The organism is Pseudomonas sp. BIGb0558 (assembly GCF_024807515.1).
Classification (GTDB): Bacteria; Pseudomonadota; Gammaproteobacteria; order Pseudomonadales; family Pseudomonadaceae; genus Aquipseudomonas; species Aquipseudomonas yamanorum_A.
This window is the reverse complement of record NZ_JANUEW010000001.1, coordinates 315,662-335,495: the sequence shown is the minus strand read 5'-3', so window position 1 is coordinate 335,495 and position 19,834 is coordinate 315,662. Positions and strand designations below refer to the sequence as shown.

The window sequence follows — 19,834 nt, the reverse complement described above, 5'->3', positions numbered from 1 at the left end:
AAACTATCCAAGGCTCGTCCGTATTGGGCGAGCTGCACTCTTTTTTTCTGGGAGTTTCGTAAATGGCAGTTGCCTCCGGCGCCTATAAGAAAGCCCTCGAGGGCGACCAGACACCGAAAAAGGTGCTGGTCAAAATCGACCGGGTCACGAAGAAGTTCGACGAGACGATTGCCGTGGACGATGTGTCCCTGGAAATCAAGAAAGGCGAAATCTTCGCCTTGCTCGGCGGATCGGGTTCGGGCAAATCCACCTTGCTGCGCATGCTCGCAGGCTTCGAGCGCCCAACGGAAGGACGCATTTACCTCGACGGTGTAGACATCACCGACATGCCGCCCTACGAGCGGCCGATCAACATGATGTTCCAGTCCTACGCCTTGTTCCCCCACATGACCGTGGCCCAGAACATCGCGTTTGGCCTGCAACAGGACAAGATCCCCAAGGCCGAGGTCGACGCCCGCGTGGCCGAAATGCTCAAGCTGGTGCAGATGAGCCAGTACGCCAAGCGCAAGCCGCACCAGCTGTCTGGCGGCCAGCGTCAGCGGGTGGCGTTGGCGCGTTCCCTGGCCAAGCGTCCGAAACTGCTGTTGCTCGATGAGCCGATGGGCGCATTGGACAAGAAGCTGCGTTCGCAGATGCAACTGGAGCTGGTTGAGATCATCGAGCGCGTGGGCGTGACCTGCGTGATGGTGACCCACGACCAGGAAGAGGCCATGACCATGGCCGAGCGCATCGCGATCATGCACCTGGGTTGGATCGCCCAGATCGGCAGCCCGATCGACATCTATGAAACGCCTACCAGCCGCCTGGTGTGCGAGTTCATCGGCAACGTCAACATCTTCGACACCCAGGTGGTGGACGACGCCGAAGGCCACGCGGTGCTCAAGTGCCCGGACCTGGACCGCGACATCTACGTTGGCTACGGCATCGCCACTTCGGTGGAAGACAAGTCGGTGACCTACGCCATCCGCCCTGAAAAGCTGCTGGTGACCACCGAAATGCCGACCTGCGAGCACAACTGGTCCAGCGGCAAGGTGCACGACATCGCCTACCTGGGCGGCCACTCGGTGTTCTACGTCGAATTGCCGAGCGGCAAGCTGGTGCAATCCTTCGTGGCCAACGCCGAACGCCGTGGCCAGCGCCCAACCTGGGGTGACCAGGTGTACGTGTGGTGGGAAGACGACAGCGGCGTGGTACTTCGCTCATGAACATGAAGAAGTTCAAACGCCAGCTGCAACGAATAACGCCCGGTGGCCGGCATGTGGTCATCGGGATCCCTTTCCTCTGGCTGTTCCTGTTCTTCGCGCTGCCGTTCTTCATCGTCTTGAAGATCAGCTTTGCCGAAGCCGACGTGGCGATCCCGCCGTACACCGAGATCTACACCTTCGTTGAACAGAAACTGCAGTTGGTGCTGAACCTGGCCAACTACGGGATGCTGGGCGATGACGAGCTGTACATCGCGGCGTACCTGGGCTCGCTGAAGATGGCGTTTTTCAGCACCATCCTCTGCCTGCTGATCGGCTACCCGATGGCCTACGCCATTGCCAGCGCCCGCAAGGAAATCCAGACCGTGCTGGTGCTGCTGATCATGATGCCGACCTGGACGGCCATCCTGATCCGCGTGTATGCGTGGATGGGCATCCTCAGCAACAACGGTTTGCTCAACAGCTTTTTGATGTCCATCGGGCTGATCAACGAACCGCTGCAGATCCTCAACACCAACATCGCGGTGTACATCGGCGTGGTTTATTCGTACCTGCCGTTCATGATCCTGCCGCTGTACGCCAACCTGGTGAAGCACGACCAGAGCCTGCTGGAAGCCGCATCGGACCTGGGTTCGAGCACCTTCAACAGCTTCTGGAAAATCACCGTGCCGCTGTCCAAGAACGGCATCATCGCCGGCTGCATGCTGGTGTTTATCCCGGTGGTGGGCGAGTTCGTGATCCCGGAACTGCTGGGCGGTCCGGAAACCCTGATGATCGGTAAAGTGTTGTGGCAAGAATTCTTCAACAACCGTGACTGGCCGGTGGCGTCTGCCCTGGCGGTGGTGATGCTGGCGATCCTGATTGTGCCGATCATCCTGTTCAACCGCAGCCAAGCCAAAGAGATGGAGGGCAAGATATGAAGCGCGTCAGTTTCTCAAGCTTCATGCTGGTGGCGGGGTTGCTGTTCATCTACCTGCCGATGCTGATCCTGGTGATCTACTCGTTCAACGAATCCAAGCTGGTGACAGTGTGGGGCGGTTGGTCGGTGAAGTGGTACGTCGGCCTGTTGGACAACACCCAGTTGATGGGCTCGGTAGGGCGCTCGCTGGAAATTGCCTGCTACACGGCGATTGCGGCGGTGGCGCTGGGTACATTGGCGGCGTTCGTGCTGACGCGTATCAGCCAGTTCAAGGGCCGCACGCTGTTCGGCGGCCTGGTGACGGCACCGCTGGTCATGCCGGAAGTGATTACCGGCCTGTCGCTGTTGCTGCTGTTCGTGGCCATGGCGCAGATGATCGGCTGGCCCCAGGAACGTGGCCTGGTCACCATCTGGATTGCCCACACCACGTTCTGTTCGGCGTATGTGGCGGTGGTGGTGTCGGCGCGCTTGCGTGAGCTGGACCTGTCGATTGAAGAGGCCGCCATGGATTTGGGGGCGCGGCCGTGGAAGGTGTTCTTCCTGATCACCATCCCGATGATCGCGCCGTCGCTGGCGGCGGGCGGCATGATGTCGTTCGCGCTGTCCCTGGATGACCTGGTGTTGGCCAGCTTCGTGTCGGGGCCGGGCTCGACCACGTTGCCGATGGAAGTGTTCTCGGCGGTGCGCCTGGGGGTTAAACCCGAGATCAACGCCGTGGCCAGCCTGATTCTGTTGGCGGTGTCGCTGGTGACCTTCCTGGTGTGGTTCTTCAGCCGTCGTGCCGAAGAACACCGCAAGAAAGCCATCCAGCAGGCGATTGAAGAAGCGGCTGCGGATGGTTGGGAGAAGCCGGCGGACTCGCGTCGTGCACCGGCACCGATCTAACTGACGGAACCGGCTTAAAAAAATGTGGGAGCTGGCTTGCCTGCGATAGCGGTGTATCAGTCAACAAATTAGTCGACTGTCACACCGCCATCGCAGGCAAGCCAGCTCCCACAGTGGTTTTGTGGTGTTTACAAGGTTGTGTTTCAGGCCACCCAAGGCGACTTGCGAATCACCTCGACAAAGTTCATCGGCTTGAACCCAGGCTCCTGATCCACCAACACATCGGTCTTCACGTTGCCAAACGTGGTCTGCGGACGATGGCGCAAGCCGTCGGCAAACGCGCAGATGATGCACTCCTTGAACCCTTCACCCCGAGGGTGCGCATGCACCACGGCTTCGCGCTGCACGCTGCTGAACGCCGCGTACTCCATCCCCAGCACATCCATTTCCACGCCGGCCGTCACCAGCGCCACGGTCGGACGCAAGTGCTTGGGCACACCCGGTGTGGTGTGCAGGGCGATCGACAACCACACTTGCTCGATATCGTCGTCGCTCAACCCGTACGGCTTGAGAAAGTCCGCCGCGGCGTTGGCGCCGTCCACTTCAAAACGCTCGTCGTCACTGCGGTGACCGTCCACCAGGCCCAAATCGTGGAACATCGCGCCGACGTACAGCAGCTCCGGGTTATAGGCCAACTGCTGGCGCTCACCGCTCAAGGCGCCGAACAGGAATACCCGGCGGGAGTGGTGGTACAGCAGGTCGGATTCGATGTCGCGGATGTATTCGGTGGTGGCCTTGGCCAGGGCGCTGTCCGGGATCTTGATGCCGGCGATGGTGGTGCTCATGGTCGTTCTCCTCAAGAAAGCGCCGGGGTTGGCGCTGATGAGTCCAGTCTGGTCGCGCACCCGCGAGGGGGCTACCGCGGCGAGGGCGCGATCCCGGCCAATGTGCCGCGATATCGCGCCAAGCAGCCTGTGGGAGCTGGCTTGCCTGCGATGCGGCCAACGCGGTCTGTCAGTTAGACTGAGGTGATGCCATCGCCGGCAAGCCAGCTCCTACAGGGGTTTGTGTTTATTCAGTTGAAAAAGGTGTTCCTGCTCATGGGCAAAACCGTCGCCATCCTGATCTTCCCCGGCGTCCAGTCACTGGACGTGACCGGGCCCCTGGATGTGTTCTGTGAGGCCAACCGGTTTCTGCCGCCCGGGGAGCATTACCAGCTGGAGGTGATTGGCCTGGGGCACGGCAACATGGCCTGTTCCAACGGTTTGTCATTGCAGGCGCACCGGCATTTCAGCGACGCCCTCGAGCCTTACGACCTGCTGTTGATGGCCGGCGGGCCGCAGCTGCCGTTCGAGGATTTTGGCCCGGTATTCAATCAATGGCTGCGGGACGCCAGTGCTCGAGCGAAGCGCTTCGGCTCCATCTGCAACGGTGCCTTCCTGCTCGCCCGCGCCGGGTTGCTGGACGGGCGCACGGTCACCACCCACTGGGGCGACGCCGCCGATCTGGCCAGCTTATGCCCGTCGGCCCAGGTGGAAGCCGACCGCCTCTATGTGCAGGACGGCAACCTCTACACCTCCGCCGGGGTGACGGCGGGCATTGACCTGTCGCTGTACCTGCTGGCCCAGGACCACGGTCCGGAAGTGGCCCTCAGCGTGGCCAAGCGTCTGGTGGTATTTACCCAGCGTTCCGGCGGGCAGTCGCAGTTCAGCCCGTTTCTCACGCCCCACGCCGAAGCCACCTCGGCGGTGGCATTGGTGCAGCTGTACGTATTGGCCAACCTGACGGGCGACCTGACCATCGCCGACCTGGCCAAGGCGGCGAACATGAGTGCGCGCAACTTCTCGCGGGTATTTGCCCGGGAAGCGCAGATCACCCCGGCGGAGTTCGTCGAGCGGGCGCGGGTGGATGCGGCGCGGGTGATGCTGGAAAGCACCCACGCACCGCTCAAGACCGTGGCGTATCAGTGCGGCTTTCGCGATGCCCAGCACATGCGCAGTGTGTTCAATCGCCGGCTGGGCGTGACGCCGCAACAATTCCGGCTTAACTTTGCGGCGCCGGTTTGAGCGTGTCGTAGGCTTCCAGGGCGCGCAGCGAATAGATGTACGCTGCGCCGGCATTCAGCGAGATCGCCGTGGCCAGGGTCGCGGCCACTTCTTCGCGGGTGGCGCCGGCCTTGATCGCTGCGTCGGCATGTACACCGATGCAACCGTCACAGCGGGTAGTGATGGCCACGGCGATGGAAATCAGCTCGCGGGTCTTGGCATCGAGGACGTTGTTTTCCTCGGCAGCTTCCCCCAGCGCCATGTAGGCTTTGACCATCTTCGGGTTGCTCTTGCCCAGTGCGCCAAAGGCTTTCTTCACGGTAGGCAGCAAGTCGGACCAGTTATTGAACATTGCGTTAACTCCTCAGCGGGTTTGGGTGTGAAGCCAGTTTGCGCGGTTCAGGTTTGGCGCTTTTGTTCGATCCACTCACCTTTTTGACCGATGCTCGCAAATGAACTCCATCGACACCCTGATCGCCTTGGCCAACCTGCGGGGCAGCCTGGACCTGCGTTGCCAGTTCCAGGGCGCCTGGGCCATGGACCACGAGCCCGAGCCGCTGGGCGTGGCGCCGTATCACATCGTGCTGGCGGGCACCTGTCGCGCCGAATTGTCCGGCGGCCAGCAAGTGACGCTGGAGGAGGGCGACATCCTGTTGATGCCCGGTGGCGCGACGCATCTGGTGCGCAGCCAGGGCGCGCGGGTAGAGCCGGTGGCGCAGACCGTGATCAAGGGCGGCCTGCTGCCGATCCATCGCCTGGGGAGTGATCAGCCGGACGTGGACATGCTCTGCGGCAGTTTTCGCTACAACCGCCAGTCGCTGTTGTTCAGTGCGTTGCCGGACTACCTGGTGGTGTCCAGCCGGCAGTGGCAGGCCGATGGACAGTTGGCGGCACTGATCGCCTTGCTGCGCAGCGAGGCGGACGGTCAGCAGTTGGGCGCGCGGTTTTTTATCGATGCGCTGTCGTCGGCGTTGTTCACCCTGATTTTGCGGGCCTGGCTTACGCAGCAAGCCCCGGCGGCGGGCACCTTTGCCTTGCTGGCCGACAAACGTCTGGGCAAGGCCTGGCAGGCGATGTTGGCCGAGCCCGGGCATGAGTGGACCATCGACAGCCTGGCCAGCGCCGCGTCGATGTCCCGGGCAACGTTCATGCGGGCGTTTGTCAAAGTGGCCGGCGTTTCGCCGTGGGTGCTGCTGACGCAGTTGCGCATGGAGCTGGCGTTCAACCTGCTGCATCAGTCGCGGCTGAGCCTGACGGACATCGCCGCCCAGGCGGGGTATCAATCCCAGGCGGCGTTCAGCAAGAAATTCAAGGAAACCTACGGTGAGGCGCCGGGGCGGCTTCGAGCACGGTAGATGCCACGATGGAGCGCTAAATGTGGGAGCTGGCTTGTGTGGGAGCCGGGCTTGCCCGCGATGGCATCACCGCGGTGTAACTGAGATACCGAGGCGCCTGCATCGCAGGCAAGCCAGCTCCCACACAAGCCAGCTCCCACACAGTCCGTATTTCAACCACCTATCTGGCAGGCAACAGCTTCAGCGTACTGCGGGTATTCGCCGTCACTTCCTCATCATTGAAATGCGCCTGCTCATACCCGCCCTCGATATACGTCTGCGCCTGGTCGGAGTAGTGCTTGTCGAACGGCACGCCACTCTGCCCGACCGGGTTGATGGTCAGCGCATGCGCAGCATCGGCGAAGTCGATCAGGCGCCGGGTCGATGGGCCGTAGGTCACTGGCCACGGCGCCGGGCCGATCTGTGCCGACAGGTTGTTGGGCACTTCATGGGTACCGGGAGCGGCAAACGGGCCGACGTTGACGATCTTGTCCAACGGCTTCTGCGAGCCCAGCGGGTGGCCGTGGGTCAGGGTGTGGGCCTTGCCCCACTGCCACTGCGACGGGTCATCGCCGAAGGTCGCCTTGAGGTGTTGCAGGCTGTTGTCCCAGGCGAGCTTGACGGTGTCGGCGCGGTGGCCGTCCCACCAGGGCGAATCCGCTGAAGCCGTCAGGCGCGGCAAGGCGGCGTCCACCACGCGGGTGCTCAGGAGCGTCTTGAACATCGCGTCCCCCAGTTTCGGGCGAAACGCTGCATCGGTGAGGTTGAACAGGAACTGGTTGAACAGCGTGGCACTGGTGGAATCCAGCGGGTAATCACCTTTCCACGTTGCCAGTTGCTCCACCAGTTTCAACTGCGCCGGGTCCTTGACCACTTCGCGCAGTACCGGCAACAGCGGCGCCAGCAGTCGCGGGCCATAGGCGGTAGTGGTGCCGAGCTGCAAGGCCTGGCTGTTCTCCACGTCCCATTTCACGCTGTTGTCGCTCAGTTGCGCGTTCAGCTGCTGGCCACGGTCGGCGAGGTTGTAATAACCGGGGATCGGCATGCCGGTGGGCGACGCCGGCTGGGCGTTGGCGGATACCACATAACCCCGCGCCGGGTTTTCTTCCTGGGGATTGGCGCTGAACGGGTAGAACCCGAGTTTGTCCGCCTGGGCGGTGCTGCCGTCGAGGATAAAACCCGGGTTGACCCCCGCCGGGCGGATCGGCAATTGCGCTGCCGCCCACCAGCCGATATCGCCCTTGGCATTCGCCCATACGATGTTCAGGCCAGGCGCCTGGACCTTGGCCGCCGCCGCCCGGGCCTTGGCCAGCGTGTCGGCACGGTTGAGCTGGTAGAAACCGTCGAGGATCGGGTTCTCGGTATCGAGGAACGCCCACCACATGGCGATCGGGGTCTTGCCGGCGTTTTCCCCGAGTACGTCATTGATGATCGGGCCGTGGGGCGAGGTGCGCAGGGTGAGGGTCACCGGGTCCTGGCCCTTGACTGCGATCTGCTGCTCGCTGCTGGTCATGTCCACCCACTTGTCGTGGTACCAGACCTGGTTGGGGTTGTCCGGGTTGACCTTCTCGGCGATCAGGTCGAGGTCATCGTTCTGGAACATGGTCAGGCTCCAGCCGAAATCCTTGTTGTGGCCCAGGAACGCCACGGGCACCAGCGCGTTGTGATAACCGTAAAGCTCGAAGCCCGGCGCCGACAGCTGCGCCTCGTACCACACCGACGGTACCGAGAAGCGAATATGCGGGTCACCCGCCAGCAACGGCTTGCCGCTCTTGGTGCGGCTGCCGCTGATGGCCCAGGCGTTGCTGCCTTCGAACTGCGGCAGGCCGTTGTCGGCCAGGGCCTGTTCGCTCAATTGGGCGATGGCGCCGAGATCTTTCCAGTCACCGGCCGCCAGGTTCAGCGCGCCCTTGGGCTGCCAGTCGAGGTCGAAGACTTTCAGGTAGTCGTTGCCCAATTGGTCGCGCACGTAAGTCAGCAAGGGTTCGGTGCGAAAGGCGGCGGCAAAGCTGTAGGCCAGGTAGCCGGCGACGCTGATGGTGTCTTCGGCGGTAAACGGGCGCTTGGGGATGCCCAGTACGTCGAACTCCATGGGGCTGGCGTGGCTGTCCTGATACTGGTTGACCCCGTCCAGGTAGGCTTGCAGGGCCTTCCAGGACGCCGACTCATGGTCCATGTGCTCGACGTAGCTCAAGGCGCGTTCGCGGATGCGCAGGCTGCGGAACAGTTTGTCGGTCTCCAGCAGCTTGGGGCCCAGCACTTCGGCCAGTTCGCCACGGGACAGGCGCCGCATGATTTCCATCTGGAACAGCCGATCCTGGGCGTGCACATAGCCGAGGGCGCGGTACAGGTCGGTCTCGTTCTCGGCGCGGATATGCGGCACGCCACGGTCGTCGTAACGCACGGTGACCGAGCCTTGCAGGTGGGCCAGCTCCACCGTGCCCTGGCGGGTCGGTTGCTTGCTGTACACGTACCAGCCGGCGCCCACCATAAGGGCGACGAGCAGGATGGCCAGCGCGGTCAGGATGCGTTTCATGGGTTGTCCCTTATTAGTGATCCGGGCAGTTTAGTGGGTTTGGCGAGCGGTGAGGAAGAAGCTGTTGGCTTTGCGTTCCCTGAACCTCACCTGCATGAAGTTGGGGTTCTGAAGTTCGACGCGGATGGGCGGGTTATTATGTTTGCTCTGTTACATGAAGCCCGCTGCGCCGTGATCAACCAGGCCATCCGGGCGCGCCTTTGCTATCACTTTCGGAATGCAATTTATGTCAGATCCCAGCCGTGCACAGGTGCCTTATGCCTGCTGCATGGAAACGCCAGCGCTGATCAGCAGCTTTTTGCGCCACCCGCCGGTGGGCTTCAATGCCCAGCTGTCAGCACAGGGACTGCCGTACTTTTTCACCCGGTTCGACCTGCTGACCACCGCCGACGATGAGCTGCGTGCCCGCCTGCACAGTTGGCCGGGGTATCGGTTGTGGCAGTCATGGCTGCATATCGACACCTGCTTTGTCGGCACCACGGTCAGCGAATATTCTCCGTTCCCGCTGAGCGTGCCACCGCAGGACCTGGCGCAATGGCTGCAACAGGAATGTGCCCCGCAACGCAAACTCACCATCGTCAAGGATGTGCCGCTGGATTCTCCGCTGCTCAGCGTCGAGGACAATCGCTATGCACAGGCGTTGATCGAAGCCTGCACACAGCGCGGGTTCATCAGCGTGGAGGGCCAGGCGCTGGCCTACGTGCCCATCGACTTCACCTCGACCGACGAGTATCTGTCGCGCTTGTCCCACAGCCGCCGGCGCAATATCCGCCGCAAGTTGCGCAGTCGCGAGGCATTGCGCATTGAAATCCTGGACACCGGCGATGCACGGTTCAGCGACGAGCAATGGCAGCAGGAGCTGTATCGGCTGTACAAGGCGGTGTATGCGCAGAGCGAAATCCACTTCGATTTGCTCACCCCCGAATTTTTCATCCAGTTGCTGACCGATGCCGACAGCGGTGGGCATGTGTTCTGCTATTGGGACGAGGATGAGCTGGTGGGCTACAACCTGTGCTACCAGCAAGACGGCAAGCTGCTCGACAAGTACATCGGCCTGAACTACCCGCTGGCGCTGGAGCACAACCTGTACTTTGTCAGCTGGTTTGTGAACCTGGAATACGCCCTGGAAAAGGGCCTGCAGTTTTACGTGGCGGGCTGGACCGACCCGCAGGTCAAGTCCAGCCTCGGCGCCAAATTCACCTTCACCCGCCATCTGGTGTGGGTGAGGAACCCGCTGTTACGCAAGGTGTTGAACCGCTTCCGTCACCACTTTGAAAGCGACATGCAATGGCAGCAGGAGCAAATCTCATGAGCCAGGCCCGCCCGGCGTTGATCCTCGATTTTGATGGCGCGGTGAGCAACATCCCTGGCGCCATCACCCTGCCGATGCAAACCTGGCAGGAGAAGATTCGTTTCGGCTGCCGCTGGGCGCAGTTCAAGGAACTGGAGAGCGCCCTGCAAGCGCAGATGCCCAGCGACTACGGCTGTGTGTTTACCGGCAGCGGCGATTATCACCACCTCAGCCAGCTGTTGTTGAACCGCCTGCCCAGCCAGCAAAAAATCCAGCTGATCATTTGCGACAACCACCCGGACAACATGCGTTATCCGTTTGGCATCCATTGCGGGTCCTGGGTCTACTGGGCCAGCCGCCTGCCGCAGGTCGAGCATGTTCACGTGCTGGGCATTGGCTCGCCGGATATTTCCCTCAAGCACGCCTGGGAGAATCACTGGTCGCCGCTGGTGAAACGCAAGCTGACCTACTGGAACACCAACGTCGATACCCGCTGGTTGAACTGGATCGGCGCGGGCCGCAGCAACCGGGCCTTCAGCAATGCCGACGAACTGATGAGCGCGTTCCTGGCGCAGCTCGACCGGTCGCTGCCGGTGTATCTCTCCATCGATAAAGACGTGTTGAGCCCGGAGGTGGTGAACACCAACTGGGACCAGGGCGAGTTTCTGGAGAAGCACCTGAATGAGCTGATCGATGCATGCCAGGGCAGCATCATTGGCGCCGACATTACCGGTGACGTGTCGGCCTACCACTACCAGAGCAAGTTCAAGCGTTGGCTGAGTGCGTCGGATGGCCAGGAAGAATTGCCGGAGAACCAGGTGGTCATCTGGCAACAGCAGCAGAATGAGTTGAATGCACGCTTGCTGACCCGTATCGATCAGAGCTGGGTCAGCGCTTAAGAATCCGCCGCAGATGATCCAGCACCTGCTCAAACAGGTCGTCTGTCAGCCAGTGGCTGTTGCTGATCGATAGCGTCTGGGCGGCGAAGCTTTGCGCGCAGGGGATAGCGGCGCCTGGCTGTAACAGCGAAGTGAGTGCCGGGTAGCCCGGCAATACGTGGATAAACAGGCGGGTGACGCCCAGGCCCGCCGTCCACAGTTGCGCCATGGCGGTATCGCGGGTTTGTGCGCTGGGCATCACCACCATCAGGAACGGCCAGGTGCCTTGCTGGCCCGGGCCGTCGGTCAGTACCGACACGCCGGGCAAGCTGTTGAGCAACGCCACGCGACGCAGCGCTCGCAGGCGCCCTTGCTGCAAATGTTCGGGCAAGCGTTTCAGCGCTGCGGCGCCGACCTTCTGGCGATAGCCGCCCAGGCGATGCAGCGGAATGTCGTTGACGGAAAAGTCGTCGCCCACCGCCGCCACTTCATCGCCCCGCGCCAGCGCCGCCCGCAGTGGATTGCCGTACACGTACTTCAGCCCGCGGGGCTGATAGGCCGCGGCATAGCCCCACAGCTCGGCGCTGCGTTGCAGTTCCCAGCGCAGGCTGAAGGGCAAGTCCTGCCGGCATTGCCGATGCAACGCCTGATGCAACGCGGCATCCCGGCTGAACAACACGCCACCTTCGGCCGTTGTCAGGCCTTTGCCCAGCGCCATGCTGAAAAAGCCTATGTCGCCTTTAAGCCCGACGCTTTTGCCCTCATCCCGCGCGCCCATGGCCTGGGCGGCATCCTCGATGACGGCTACGCCGAAAGGCTCGGCAATGCGTGTGGCGGCATCCACATCCGCCACGCGCCCGGCGAGGTGGGTGACGACGATGGCCAAGGTGTTTTCGTTGCACAGCTGCGCCAGCTGTTGCTCGTCGAGGTCGATGCTGCCCGGCTTTAAATCGCACGGCACCACGCGTAACGGCGGGCAGTGATGGGCCGCCAGGGCCACCAGCGGGCAGGTATAGGCCGGCACGATCAGCTCGGTGCGCCCAGGCATGCGCTGCTGCAACACGCGCAGCGCCATGATCAGCGCGGCGGTGCCGGAGCAGGGCAGGGCCGGCAGCGGGATATCGAGTTGTTGGGCCAGGTCGCGGGCCAGGTCGCCCGAGCGGTTGAACAAATCCTGCCAGCGCAGGGGAAGCCCCGCCGTCGGCGGAATCTCCCGCTGGCCGGCAACGCGGGTCATGAGGCCAGCGTCTGCGAGGGTTCGGCCTCGACGGTCTTGCTCTCTTTGTCTTCACTGCGCGCCAGGCACAGGATGCCCGCGATAATCAGCGCGCCCCCGACGATTTTAGGCAGGGTCAAGGTGTCGTTGAACAGCCACACGGAAATCAGCGTCACGCTGATCAGCTCCAGGTGGGACGCCGCAAATGCCGGGCCCACCGGCGCGTACTTGAGCAAGGTCATCCAGGTAAAAAACGCGCCGATGTAGCCCACGAAGGCGCCGTAGATCCACGGCGCACCGAACACGCGTACCAGCCACGCGGCGTCCATGGTCAGCGGCTCGGCATGAATCGAGGCGAATTTGAAACTCACCTGCGCCAACGTATCGAAAATGATCAGCGACAGAAAACCCAGGATATAAAAACGCTTCATTACTCAAACCCCACGACGGTCACGCCACAGGCGATCAGCATGATGCCGATCAACCGCCACTTGGTCAGGCTTTCCTTGAACAGGAAACGGCCCGCAATCATGATCACCACGATATTGATGGAGCCCAGCATCACGCCCACCGACAACGGTACCAGCGTCAGGAACGCCAGCCACAGCACGAATTCGAAGACGTAGCAGATCACGCCAATCCAGATCCAGGGCCGCTTGAGCATATGGCGCCAGTGGGCCATGCCGTCATGCTCGGCACTGGCTGAGGCAGCGGCTTTAAATGCCAGCTGGCCGGACGTATCAACAATGACGTTGAGTATCCAGAGGATGATGGTTAATTGGCTCATGTGTTCCCGTGTCGTCAGCTGGTACGGCTAGCTGCTTACGATACAGCAGCATGCCGATACAGTTGTCCGAGTTTGCCGAACGAACAGCGTCTGTTCAGCTTGCGCCCGGTCAGGGTGGCGACGTTTCGCCGCTCCACTCGCAATAGCAGCCCACCGCCAGGGTGTGGGTGGCATTGACCTCGCGCCCGCCTTCGAGGGCTTGCAGGATGGGTTCGATAAAACTGTTGCTCGAATTACACGTCAGCCCTTCGCTGTAGGGCCCGAAATACGCGAGCTTGCCGCTGCGGTCCCAGATGCCCACGGCGGGGCTGGCGGGCAGGTGCTGGGCGCCGGGCACGGCCTTGAGGGCCTTCATCGCGCCGAGGGTGGCGGGCAGCTGGCCGTGGCTGCCGGCTTTCTGCAGGGAATAGAACTCCACGCCCCGGGGCGCGTACTGCTCGATCAGCTCGCCGAGGTGCTGCTGGTTGCCGACGTTGCACGGGCAGGCCGGGTCCCAGAAGTGCACCAGGCGGATCGGGCCGGGGCCGGCAAGCTCGGCGGGCAGGCTCAGGCTGTCACCGGAAAACACCGCCGTATGCTCACTGAACGCCCGCAGGTAGCGACCCTGGAACCAGTCATACGCCGCCCATAACACGCCGGCGCAAATAATCACGATCAGGCTGGCGAAGAGGGTGGTGCGGTAGGGCTGTCGCATTTTGGATCAATCCTCGGAGGACGCGTAGCTTGCCATGCTTGCCCTGACAGATGAATATCGCGACTCGATATTCATCTGTTCAATGCGTTGAAGCCACAGTCTGGAAGTTTTTATGCCCGTTACGTTTGACCCTGATCATCTACGCGAAAGCTTGCGCCCCCTGGTGGACGCGCAGCCGCTTTCTGCCGAGGCCCGGGTCTACCAGCGCTTCTACGGCCTGGACCTGGCGACCCGCAAGGCGCCTGCAACAAGCCGCCTGGGCCGCTTTGCGGTGGACGGGTTCGAGGTGGTCTGCCAGGTGTGGTGGCCGCCCGTTCCGGTGGCGACGATGTTCCTGTTCCATGGCTTCTACGACCATATGGGCCTGTACCGCCACGCGGTGGATTGGGCGCTGGACCAGGGTTTTGTGGTGATCGCGTGCGACTTGCCGGGCCATGGCCTGTCCAGCGGCGAGCGGGCCAGCATCGATGATTTTGCGGTGTATCAGGACGTGGTGCAGGCGCTGTTCGAGCAGGCCAGGTCGTTGCAGTTGCCGCAGCCCTGGCACCTGTTCGGGCAGAGTACTGGCGGGGCGATCGTGGTGGATCACCTGCTTGACCATGGCACTGACAGCCCGGCCCAGGGCAAGACGTTCCTGCTCTCGCCGCTGGTGCGGCCTCGTGCCTGGGGCTGGTCGCAGCTCAGTTATTACCTGCTTCGGCCGTTCGTCAAAGGTATCGCCCGGCGTTTCAGCGATAACACCAACGACCCGCAGTTCAAGCCGTTCCTGGAAGCCGACCCGCTGCAACCCCGGCAACTGCCGACTGCCTGGGTGGGCGCCCTGGCGCGTTGGATCAAGCGCATTGAAGCGGCGCCACGCAGTACGCGGCGGCCGTTGATCGTGCAGGGTGAAGAGGACATGACGGTGGACTGGCAGCACAACCTGAAGGTGCTGCGCAGCAAGTTCGACCAGCCGGAAGTGTTGATGCTGCCGCGCGGCAGGCATCACTTGGCGAATGAGATTCCAGAGATTCGGCAGCAATACTTCAGGTTTCTCACCGACCACCTGAAATAACGCTGTTCCCTGTGGGAGCTGGCTTGCCTGCGATAGCGGTGTATCAGGCCACACGTTCATTACTGACCCACCGCTATCGCAGGCAAGCCAGCTCCCACATCGTTTACGGTGCCAGGCTTGAAGTACTTTGCCCTACCGCCAGCCCGGCCCGAATCGCCGCCAATGCCGCCTTGTAGTACGCCTTGCCATCCGGCGACTCAGCAAAGGTGGCAAATTCTTCCAGCTCCGGGTCGGACAAATCCCGGTAGACGTACAGCAGCGTGTTGTTCAAATCATTGCCAATCTGCTGCATCAAGCGCTCGCGCTGGCCGTTCAACATGCCTTGGGCCTGACCGCCGCCCAACAGGCCGGGGATCATCTGGCTCAAACTGTCGGCGGCCACTCCGGCGATCGCCAGGCTGACCTCAGCTCCGGCTTCCCGCGCCGGCAGCGCCTGGGCCAGGTGGCCGATGATCAGGCTGCGGGTAGCGTCGGCTTCCATGTGCGGCAAGCCCTGGGCATTCTTCGCCAATTGATCGCGGCGGGTCGCCAGCAACTCGGCGGCGACAATCTTGCGGCCAAGGGGCGACTGGAAAAAGGCCAGGGCCGGCTTCGGGTCCGTCAAATTCTTGCGCAGCTGCGCCTCGGCCCGCTGGTCTACCGACTGGGGCGCAAAGCGTTTATTGCTGTTGTCCACCAGCGCCTGATACACGGCCGGCGGCAAGCTGTTGCGGTAGCGTTGCTGGGCGGCACTGAGGGCGTCATTAAAATGCGCGCGTTGGTCTGCCCAGCCGGCGACCTTGTACAACTGGTCATGGCCGTCTGCCCAAGCGGGCAAAACGCAGAACATCAGCAAGGAAAAAAACAAACGACGCATATGGACTCCTGTCAGTCGGCCACTATTGTCCGTGTCGGGCGTAGGATTTGTCGAGAAATCCTATCGGTCACCTGACTAAAGTGTATTCAGACGCTCGGCGGCTCTGTCGGATTCACAGGCGTATGGATACTATGCGCGCCATGCCCATACCCTCCGATCACCCGCTGCTGCTACGCATTGTCGATGACCTGGCCGCACAAGGCTGGTCGCAGCAGAATATCTTCCTGCCCGAGGCTCTGACCCTCGAACTGGCGGCTGAGTGCCAAAAACGCGCCGCCGAAGGTGAATTGGCGCCGGCAGCCGTCGGACGCGGGCCGTCCCAGGAGATTCGCGAGGGCATTCGGGGTGACCATATCCAATGGCTGGAGCCGGGCGAAGTGGTCGCCTGCGACAACTACCTGGAGCTGATGGACAGCCTGCGGGTAGCGATGAACCGCGGCCTGTTCCTGGGGCTGGAAGATTTCGAAAGCCACTTCGCGATGTACCCGCCGGGGGCGTTTTACCTCAGGCATGTGGACCGCTTTCGCGATGACGACCGGCGCATGGTGTCGGCGGTGATCTACTTGAACAACGCCTGGCTGCCGGAGCACGGTGGCCAGTTGCGCATGTACCTCAAGGGCGACGTCGAATACGATGTGGTGCCCACCGGCGGTTGCCTGGTGGTGTTCCTGTCGGGGGAAATCCCCCATGAAGTCATGCCCGCCACTCGCGAACGCCTGTCCCTTACCGGTTGGTTTCGCCGGCGGGGTAACGAGCCGTTCTGATGATGCAAAAGATTCTGGTCAGCCGCTGCCTGCTGGGGCACCGGGTACGCTACGACGGAGGGGCCAGCGGGCCTTTCGACCAATTGGCCGCGTGGCAGGCCGAAGGTCGGGTGGTTGCCGTGTGCCCGGAAGTGGCGGGTGGCTTGCCGACGCCGCGCCCGTCTGCCGAAATCCCCGGTGGGCAGGGCATTGATGTGTGGGAAGGCCGCGCCCAGGTGCTGACGGCCCAGGGCGAAGACTTCAGCGAAGCCTTCCTCGATGGCGCCCGGCAAGCGTTGGGGTTGGTGCAACGCCACGACATCCGGGTTGCGGTGCTCAAGGCCAACAGCCCGTCTTGCGGCAACCTGCTGACCTATGACGGCACTTTCACCGGCGTGAAGGTGACGGGTGAGGGCGTGACGGCGGCGCTGCTCAAGCGCCATGGGGTGCTGGTGTTCAGTGAGCTGGAGTTGCCCGAGGCGGCAGCGGCCCTGGCAAGACTCTCAAGCCCGACATAGATCAAAATGTAGGAGCTGGCTTGCCTGCGATAGCGGTGTATCAGCCTACATTTTTGGTGCTGACCCACCGCTATCGCAGGCAAGCCAGCTCCTACACTGACCGAGTCGTTTATTCGGCCCTGGCCACCGGCTTGCTCGCATCCATCCCGAACCACTTCTCCGACAGCGCCGTCAGCCGGCCATCGGCCTTCACCCGTTGCAGGGCCTTGTCCAGGCTGGCCTTGAACGCCGGGTTACCCTTCTGGAACGGAATCGCCAGGCTCAACGTCGGGCCCACATCTGCGCCTCCCTTCACCGGTAACTCGCTGTCGCGAATCGCGTAGGGAATCAGCAAGCGGTCACTGATGGCGGCATCAATCTGCTGGTCGGCAACGTCCTTGATCGGCTGTTTGGCATCGGCATAACTGCGCAGATCAACGCCCTCGGCGGTGCGCGCCTGTTCCACAAACTGGCTGCCCTGGGCCACGCCCAACGCCTTGCCCTTGAGCGCCGCAAAGCTGCCCAGCGGGCGTTGTTCCTGCTTGCGCACGATGAGTTGCGCGCTGGAGTAGCTGTAGGGCTCGCTGAAGTCGAAACGATCCGCCAGTTCAGGAGTCATAGCGATATGGTTGATCGCCACGTCGTACTTGGCGCTTTCCACGCCAGCCAGTAACTCGGCGGCATCGACGGTGATAAAGGAGGGGCGTACGTCCATTTCCTTGGCCAGCAACTCGCCCAGTTCCACTTCAAAACCGGTGAGTTTGTCGCCTTCCTTGAAATTGAAGGGTGGAGTGTTGGCTTCCAGGGCGATGCGCAGTTCCCCGCGGTCAAACACATCGTCGATCAGTTCGGCATGGGCCAAGGGGCTCACAAGGGGCAGTAAAAGTAACAGGCCAGGCAGGAAGCGCATGGTCTCTCCTAAAAAATTCGAATGAGCGAGGCGTTGTTCAGGCTCGCTTTGCTATGGTGTTGAGTGCCTTGGACAGCAATTTGTCGCGAAGTTGTCATAACCCTACAGATTAAACTGGAGAAGTGAATGAAAGCTCTTTTGTCTCGTGCAACCCTGGCCAGCCTGCTGCTGGGCGCTTCGATGCTGGCAACCGCCGCCGATGGCATCCCGCGTAGCGCGCCACCTGAAGGTGCCAAAGTGTTCATCGTGTCGCCGAAAGATGGCGCCACTGTCGACAAGACCTTCACCGTGAAATTCGGCATGGAAGGTCTGAAACTGGCACCGGCCACCAGCCAGGACCCGGGCACCGGCCACCACCACCTGCTGATCGACCAGAAAGAATTGCCCGACGCCAGCGTGCCGATCCCGGCCACCGACACCGTGATCCACTACGGCAAGGCCCAGACCGAAACCGAGCTGACCCTCACCCCGGGCAAGCACACCCTGCAACTGGTCGCCGGCGACAAACTGCACATGCAGTTCAACCCGACTGTAGCGTCAAAAGTCATCACGGTTAACGTGAAATAAAAAACGGGAGCCCCTTGCGGGGCTCCCGTTTTTTATTTGTAGGAGCGAGCTTGCTCGCGAAAAACCTGAGGGCGCTGCGTGCATCCAGGATGCACGCGTTTTCGTTAACGTTTTTCGCGGGCAAGCCCGCTCCCACAGGATTAGAACAACACGCGGCTACGGATAGTGCCGTTGATGTGTTGCAGCTTCTCTTGCGCCAGGTCCGAGTACTCGGCGTCTACGTCGATAACCACGTAGCCGACTTTCTCGTTGGTCTGCAGGAACTGACCGGAAATGTTGATGCCGTTTTCCGCGAAGACCTTGTTGATCTCCATCATCACGCCAGGGATGTTCTGGTGGATGTGCAGCAGACGGTGCTTGCCAGGGTGAGCCGGCAGGGCCACTTCCGGGAAGTTGACCGAGGACACCGACGTACCGTTGTCGCTGTACTTGACCAGTTTCTCCGACACTTCCAGGCCGATGTTGGCTTGGGCCTCAGCGGTGGAACCGCCGATGTGCGGGGTCAGGATCACGTTGTCCAGGCCACGCAGCGGGCTTTCGAAGATGTCGTCGTTAGAGCGCGGCTCTACCGGGAACACGTCGATGGCGGCGCCGATCAGGTGCTTGTCCTTGATCGCGTCGGCCAGGGCGTCCAGCTCGACCACGGTGCCGCGTGCAGCGTTGATCAGGATCCCGCCCTTCTTGATGGCGCGGATTTCCTTCTCGCCGATCATCCACTGGGTTTCAGCGGTTTCCGGTACGTGCAGGGTCACGATGTCGGACATGCCCAGCAGCTCGGTCAGGCTCGACACCTGGGTGGCGTTGCCCAATGGCAGCTTGGTCAGGGTGTCGTAGAAGAACACCTGCATCCCCAGGCCTTCGGCCAATACCGACAGTTGAGTGCCGATCGAGCCGTAACCGACGATACCCAGCTTCTTGCCGCGGATTTCGAAGGAGTTGGCTGCGCTCTTGATCCAGCCGCCACGGTGGCAGGAAGCGTTCTTCTCAGGAATGCCGCGCAACAGCAGGATCGCCTCGGCCAATACCAGCTCGGCTACGGAGCGGGTGTTGGAGTACGGTGCGTTGAACACCGCGATGCCGCGCTCGCGCGCCGCGTTGAGGTCGACCTGGTTGGTGCCGATGCAGAAACAGCCCACAGCCACCAGCTTCTTGGCGTGATCGAAGATCTCTTCGGTGAGCTGAGTGCGGGAGCGAATGCCGATAAAGTGCGCGTCGGCGATCTTTTCCTTGAGCTGGGCTTCCGGCAGAGAACTGGTGATGTACTCAATGCTGGTGTACCCGGCGGCCTTCAGGACTTCGACGGCCGATGGGTGGACGCCTTCCAGAAGAAGGAACTTGATCTTGCTCTTATCGAGAGAAGTCTTGCTCATCTGCGTAAACCTGTATCCCGGAGAAAAATGGCAGGGAATCGGATCGCTTAAGCTGACCCGGACGGCAGGAAAGCCGTCACCGCAGAACGCCCTTGGGCACTATCCTGCGG

The 19,834-nt window shown here is 61.9% G+C and carries 21 protein-coding genes; 11 read left to right on the top strand and 10 right to left on the bottom strand.

Translation table 11 applies throughout. The features are described from left to right. The first annotated feature begins 62 nt into the window (after positions 1-62). The 3 genes from M2400_RS01545 to M2400_RS01535 are packed head-to-tail and all read left to right on the top strand — an operon-like array spanning position 63 to position 3,006. Positions 63-1,205: an ABC transporter ATP-binding protein gene (locus tag M2400_RS01545; RefSeq protein ID WP_003195240.1), complete on the top strand. Its 1,143-nt coding sequence runs from the start codon at positions 63-65 to the stop codon at positions 1,203-1,205. Continuing rightward, entirely contained in the window at positions 1,202-2,122 is a 921-nt protein-coding gene (locus M2400_RS01540; protein ID WP_177043815.1) for an ABC transporter permease subunit, read from the top strand. The genes M2400_RS01545 and M2400_RS01540 overlap by 4 nt, the downstream gene beginning before the upstream one ends. Next, the gene (locus M2400_RS01535; RefSeq protein ID WP_259195530.1) at positions 2,119-3,006 is read left to right on the top strand and encodes an ABC transporter permease subunit; all 888 of its coding nucleotides are present in this window, start codon (positions 2,119-2,121) and stop codon (positions 3,004-3,006) included. Before M2400_RS01540 ends, M2400_RS01535 begins: the two co-directional genes overlap by 4 nt. A gap of 143 nt (positions 3,007-3,149) precedes the next feature. Here M2400_RS01535 and M2400_RS01530 read toward each other — a convergent pair whose 3' ends face one another. Then, entirely contained in the window at positions 3,150-3,791 is a 642-nt protein-coding gene (locus tag M2400_RS01530) for an HD domain-containing protein (RefSeq protein ID WP_177043817.1), read from the bottom strand. Between the two features lie 255 nt (positions 3,792-4,046). On the opposite strand from M2400_RS01530, the gene M2400_RS01525 reads away from it, so the two are divergent. Next, a complete protein-coding gene (locus tag M2400_RS01525) occupies positions 4,047-5,012 on the top strand; it encodes a GlxA family transcriptional regulator (RefSeq protein WP_177043818.1) in 966 nt (321 codons plus the stop codon). Here M2400_RS01525 and M2400_RS01520 read toward each other — a convergent pair. Further along, complete coding sequence (locus M2400_RS01520; protein ID WP_016973032.1) at positions 4,990-5,343, bottom strand: carboxymuconolactone decarboxylase family protein; 354 nt, start codon at positions 5,341-5,343, stop codon at positions 4,990-4,992. The genes M2400_RS01525 and M2400_RS01520 overlap by 23 nt on opposite strands. A gap of 100 nt (positions 5,344-5,443) precedes the next feature. Between M2400_RS01520 and M2400_RS01515 the strand changes: the two genes are divergently transcribed. Further along, positions 5,444-6,346 (top strand): AraC family transcriptional regulator, encoded by a 903-nt coding sequence (locus M2400_RS01515; RefSeq protein WP_259195531.1) that lies wholly within the window; start codon positions 5,444-5,446, stop codon positions 6,344-6,346. A gap of 160 nt (positions 6,347-6,506) precedes the next feature. Here the strand turns inward: M2400_RS01515 and M2400_RS01510 are convergent, their stop codons facing one another. Next, positions 6,507-8,861: a penicillin acylase family protein gene (locus M2400_RS01510; protein WP_177043821.1), complete on the bottom strand. Its 2,355-nt coding sequence runs from the start codon at positions 8,859-8,861 to the stop codon at positions 6,507-6,509. A 226-nt stretch (positions 8,862-9,087) separates the two neighbouring features. On the opposite strand from M2400_RS01510, the gene M2400_RS01505 reads away from it, so the two are divergent. Further along, a complete protein-coding gene (locus M2400_RS01505) occupies positions 9,088-10,173 on the top strand; it encodes a GNAT family N-acetyltransferase (RefSeq protein WP_259195533.1) in 1,086 nt (361 codons plus the stop codon). Further along, positions 10,170-11,051 carry a hypothetical protein gene (locus M2400_RS01500; protein ID WP_177079215.1) on the top strand — a complete coding sequence of 294 codons (882 nt, stop codon included), beginning with the start codon at positions 10,170-10,172 and terminating at the stop codon, positions 11,049-11,051. The genes M2400_RS01505 and M2400_RS01500 overlap by 4 nt, the downstream gene beginning before the upstream one ends. On the opposite strand, the gene M2400_RS01495 is transcribed toward M2400_RS01500, so the two are convergent. The 4 genes from M2400_RS01495 to M2400_RS01480 form a co-directional block, all read right to left on the bottom strand. Next, the gene (locus tag M2400_RS01495; protein ID WP_259195537.1) at positions 11,041-12,267 is read right to left on the bottom strand and encodes a DegT/DnrJ/EryC1/StrS family aminotransferase; all 1,227 of its coding nucleotides are present in this window, start codon (positions 12,265-12,267) and stop codon (positions 11,041-11,043) included. The genes M2400_RS01500 and M2400_RS01495 overlap by 11 nt on opposite strands. Next, positions 12,264-12,677, bottom strand: coding sequence for a multidrug efflux SMR transporter (locus M2400_RS01490; RefSeq protein WP_177043825.1), 414 nt, complete (start codon positions 12,675-12,677; stop codon positions 12,264-12,266). Before M2400_RS01490 ends, M2400_RS01495 begins: the two co-directional genes overlap by 4 nt. Further along, positions 12,677-13,033 (bottom strand): EamA family transporter, encoded by a 357-nt coding sequence (locus tag M2400_RS01485; RefSeq protein WP_177043826.1) that lies wholly within the window; start codon positions 13,031-13,033, stop codon positions 12,677-12,679. The genes M2400_RS01490 and M2400_RS01485 overlap by 1 nt, the downstream gene beginning before the upstream one ends. A gap of 109 nt (positions 13,034-13,142) precedes the next feature. After that, positions 13,143-13,727 carry a DUF6436 domain-containing protein gene (locus M2400_RS01480; protein WP_177043827.1) on the bottom strand — a complete coding sequence of 195 codons (585 nt, stop codon included), beginning with the start codon at positions 13,725-13,727 and terminating at the stop codon, positions 13,143-13,145. Positions 13,728-13,839: 112 nt separating this feature from the next. Here M2400_RS01480 and M2400_RS01475 point away from each other — a divergent pair, with 112 nt between their 5' ends. After that, positions 13,840-14,781, top strand: coding sequence for an alpha/beta hydrolase (locus M2400_RS01475; RefSeq protein WP_177079217.1), 942 nt, complete (start codon positions 13,840-13,842; stop codon positions 14,779-14,781). Positions 14,782-14,884: 103 nt separating this feature from the next. On the opposite strand, the gene M2400_RS01470 is transcribed toward M2400_RS01475, so the two are convergent. Next, the gene (locus tag M2400_RS01470; protein WP_177043829.1) at positions 14,885-15,637 is read right to left on the bottom strand and encodes a DUF2059 domain-containing protein; all 753 of its coding nucleotides are present in this window, start codon (positions 15,635-15,637) and stop codon (positions 14,885-14,887) included. Between the two features lie 131 nt (positions 15,638-15,768). On the opposite strand from M2400_RS01470, the gene M2400_RS01465 reads away from it, so the two are divergent. Then, the gene (locus M2400_RS01465) at positions 15,769-16,401 is read left to right on the top strand and encodes a 2OG-Fe(II) oxygenase (protein ID WP_177128989.1); all 633 of its coding nucleotides are present in this window, start codon (positions 15,769-15,771) and stop codon (positions 16,399-16,401) included. Positions 16,402-16,403: 2 nt separating this feature from the next. Continuing rightward, positions 16,404-16,898: a DUF523 domain-containing protein gene (locus M2400_RS01460; RefSeq protein WP_177128991.1), complete on the top strand. Its 495-nt coding sequence runs from the start codon at positions 16,404-16,406 to the stop codon at positions 16,896-16,898. A gap of 109 nt (positions 16,899-17,007) precedes the next feature. Here M2400_RS01460 and M2400_RS01455 read toward each other — a convergent pair whose 3' ends face one another. Then, the gene (locus tag M2400_RS01455; RefSeq protein WP_177079218.1) at positions 17,008-17,787 is read right to left on the bottom strand and encodes a transporter substrate-binding domain-containing protein; all 780 of its coding nucleotides are present in this window, start codon (positions 17,785-17,787) and stop codon (positions 17,008-17,010) included. A gap of 126 nt (positions 17,788-17,913) precedes the next feature. Between M2400_RS01455 and M2400_RS01450 the strand changes: the two genes are divergently transcribed. Continuing rightward, positions 17,914-18,354, top strand: a complete 441-nt coding sequence (locus M2400_RS01450) for a DUF4399 domain-containing protein (protein ID WP_017139512.1) — start codon at positions 17,914-17,916, stop codon at positions 18,352-18,354. Between the two features lie 140 nt (positions 18,355-18,494). Here M2400_RS01450 and serA read toward each other — a convergent pair whose 3' ends face one another. Next, entirely contained in the window at positions 18,495-19,724 is a 1,230-nt protein-coding gene (gene serA / locus M2400_RS01445; RefSeq protein ID WP_003213846.1) for a phosphoglycerate dehydrogenase, read from the bottom strand. Between the last annotated feature and the right edge of the window lie 110 nt (positions 19,725-19,834).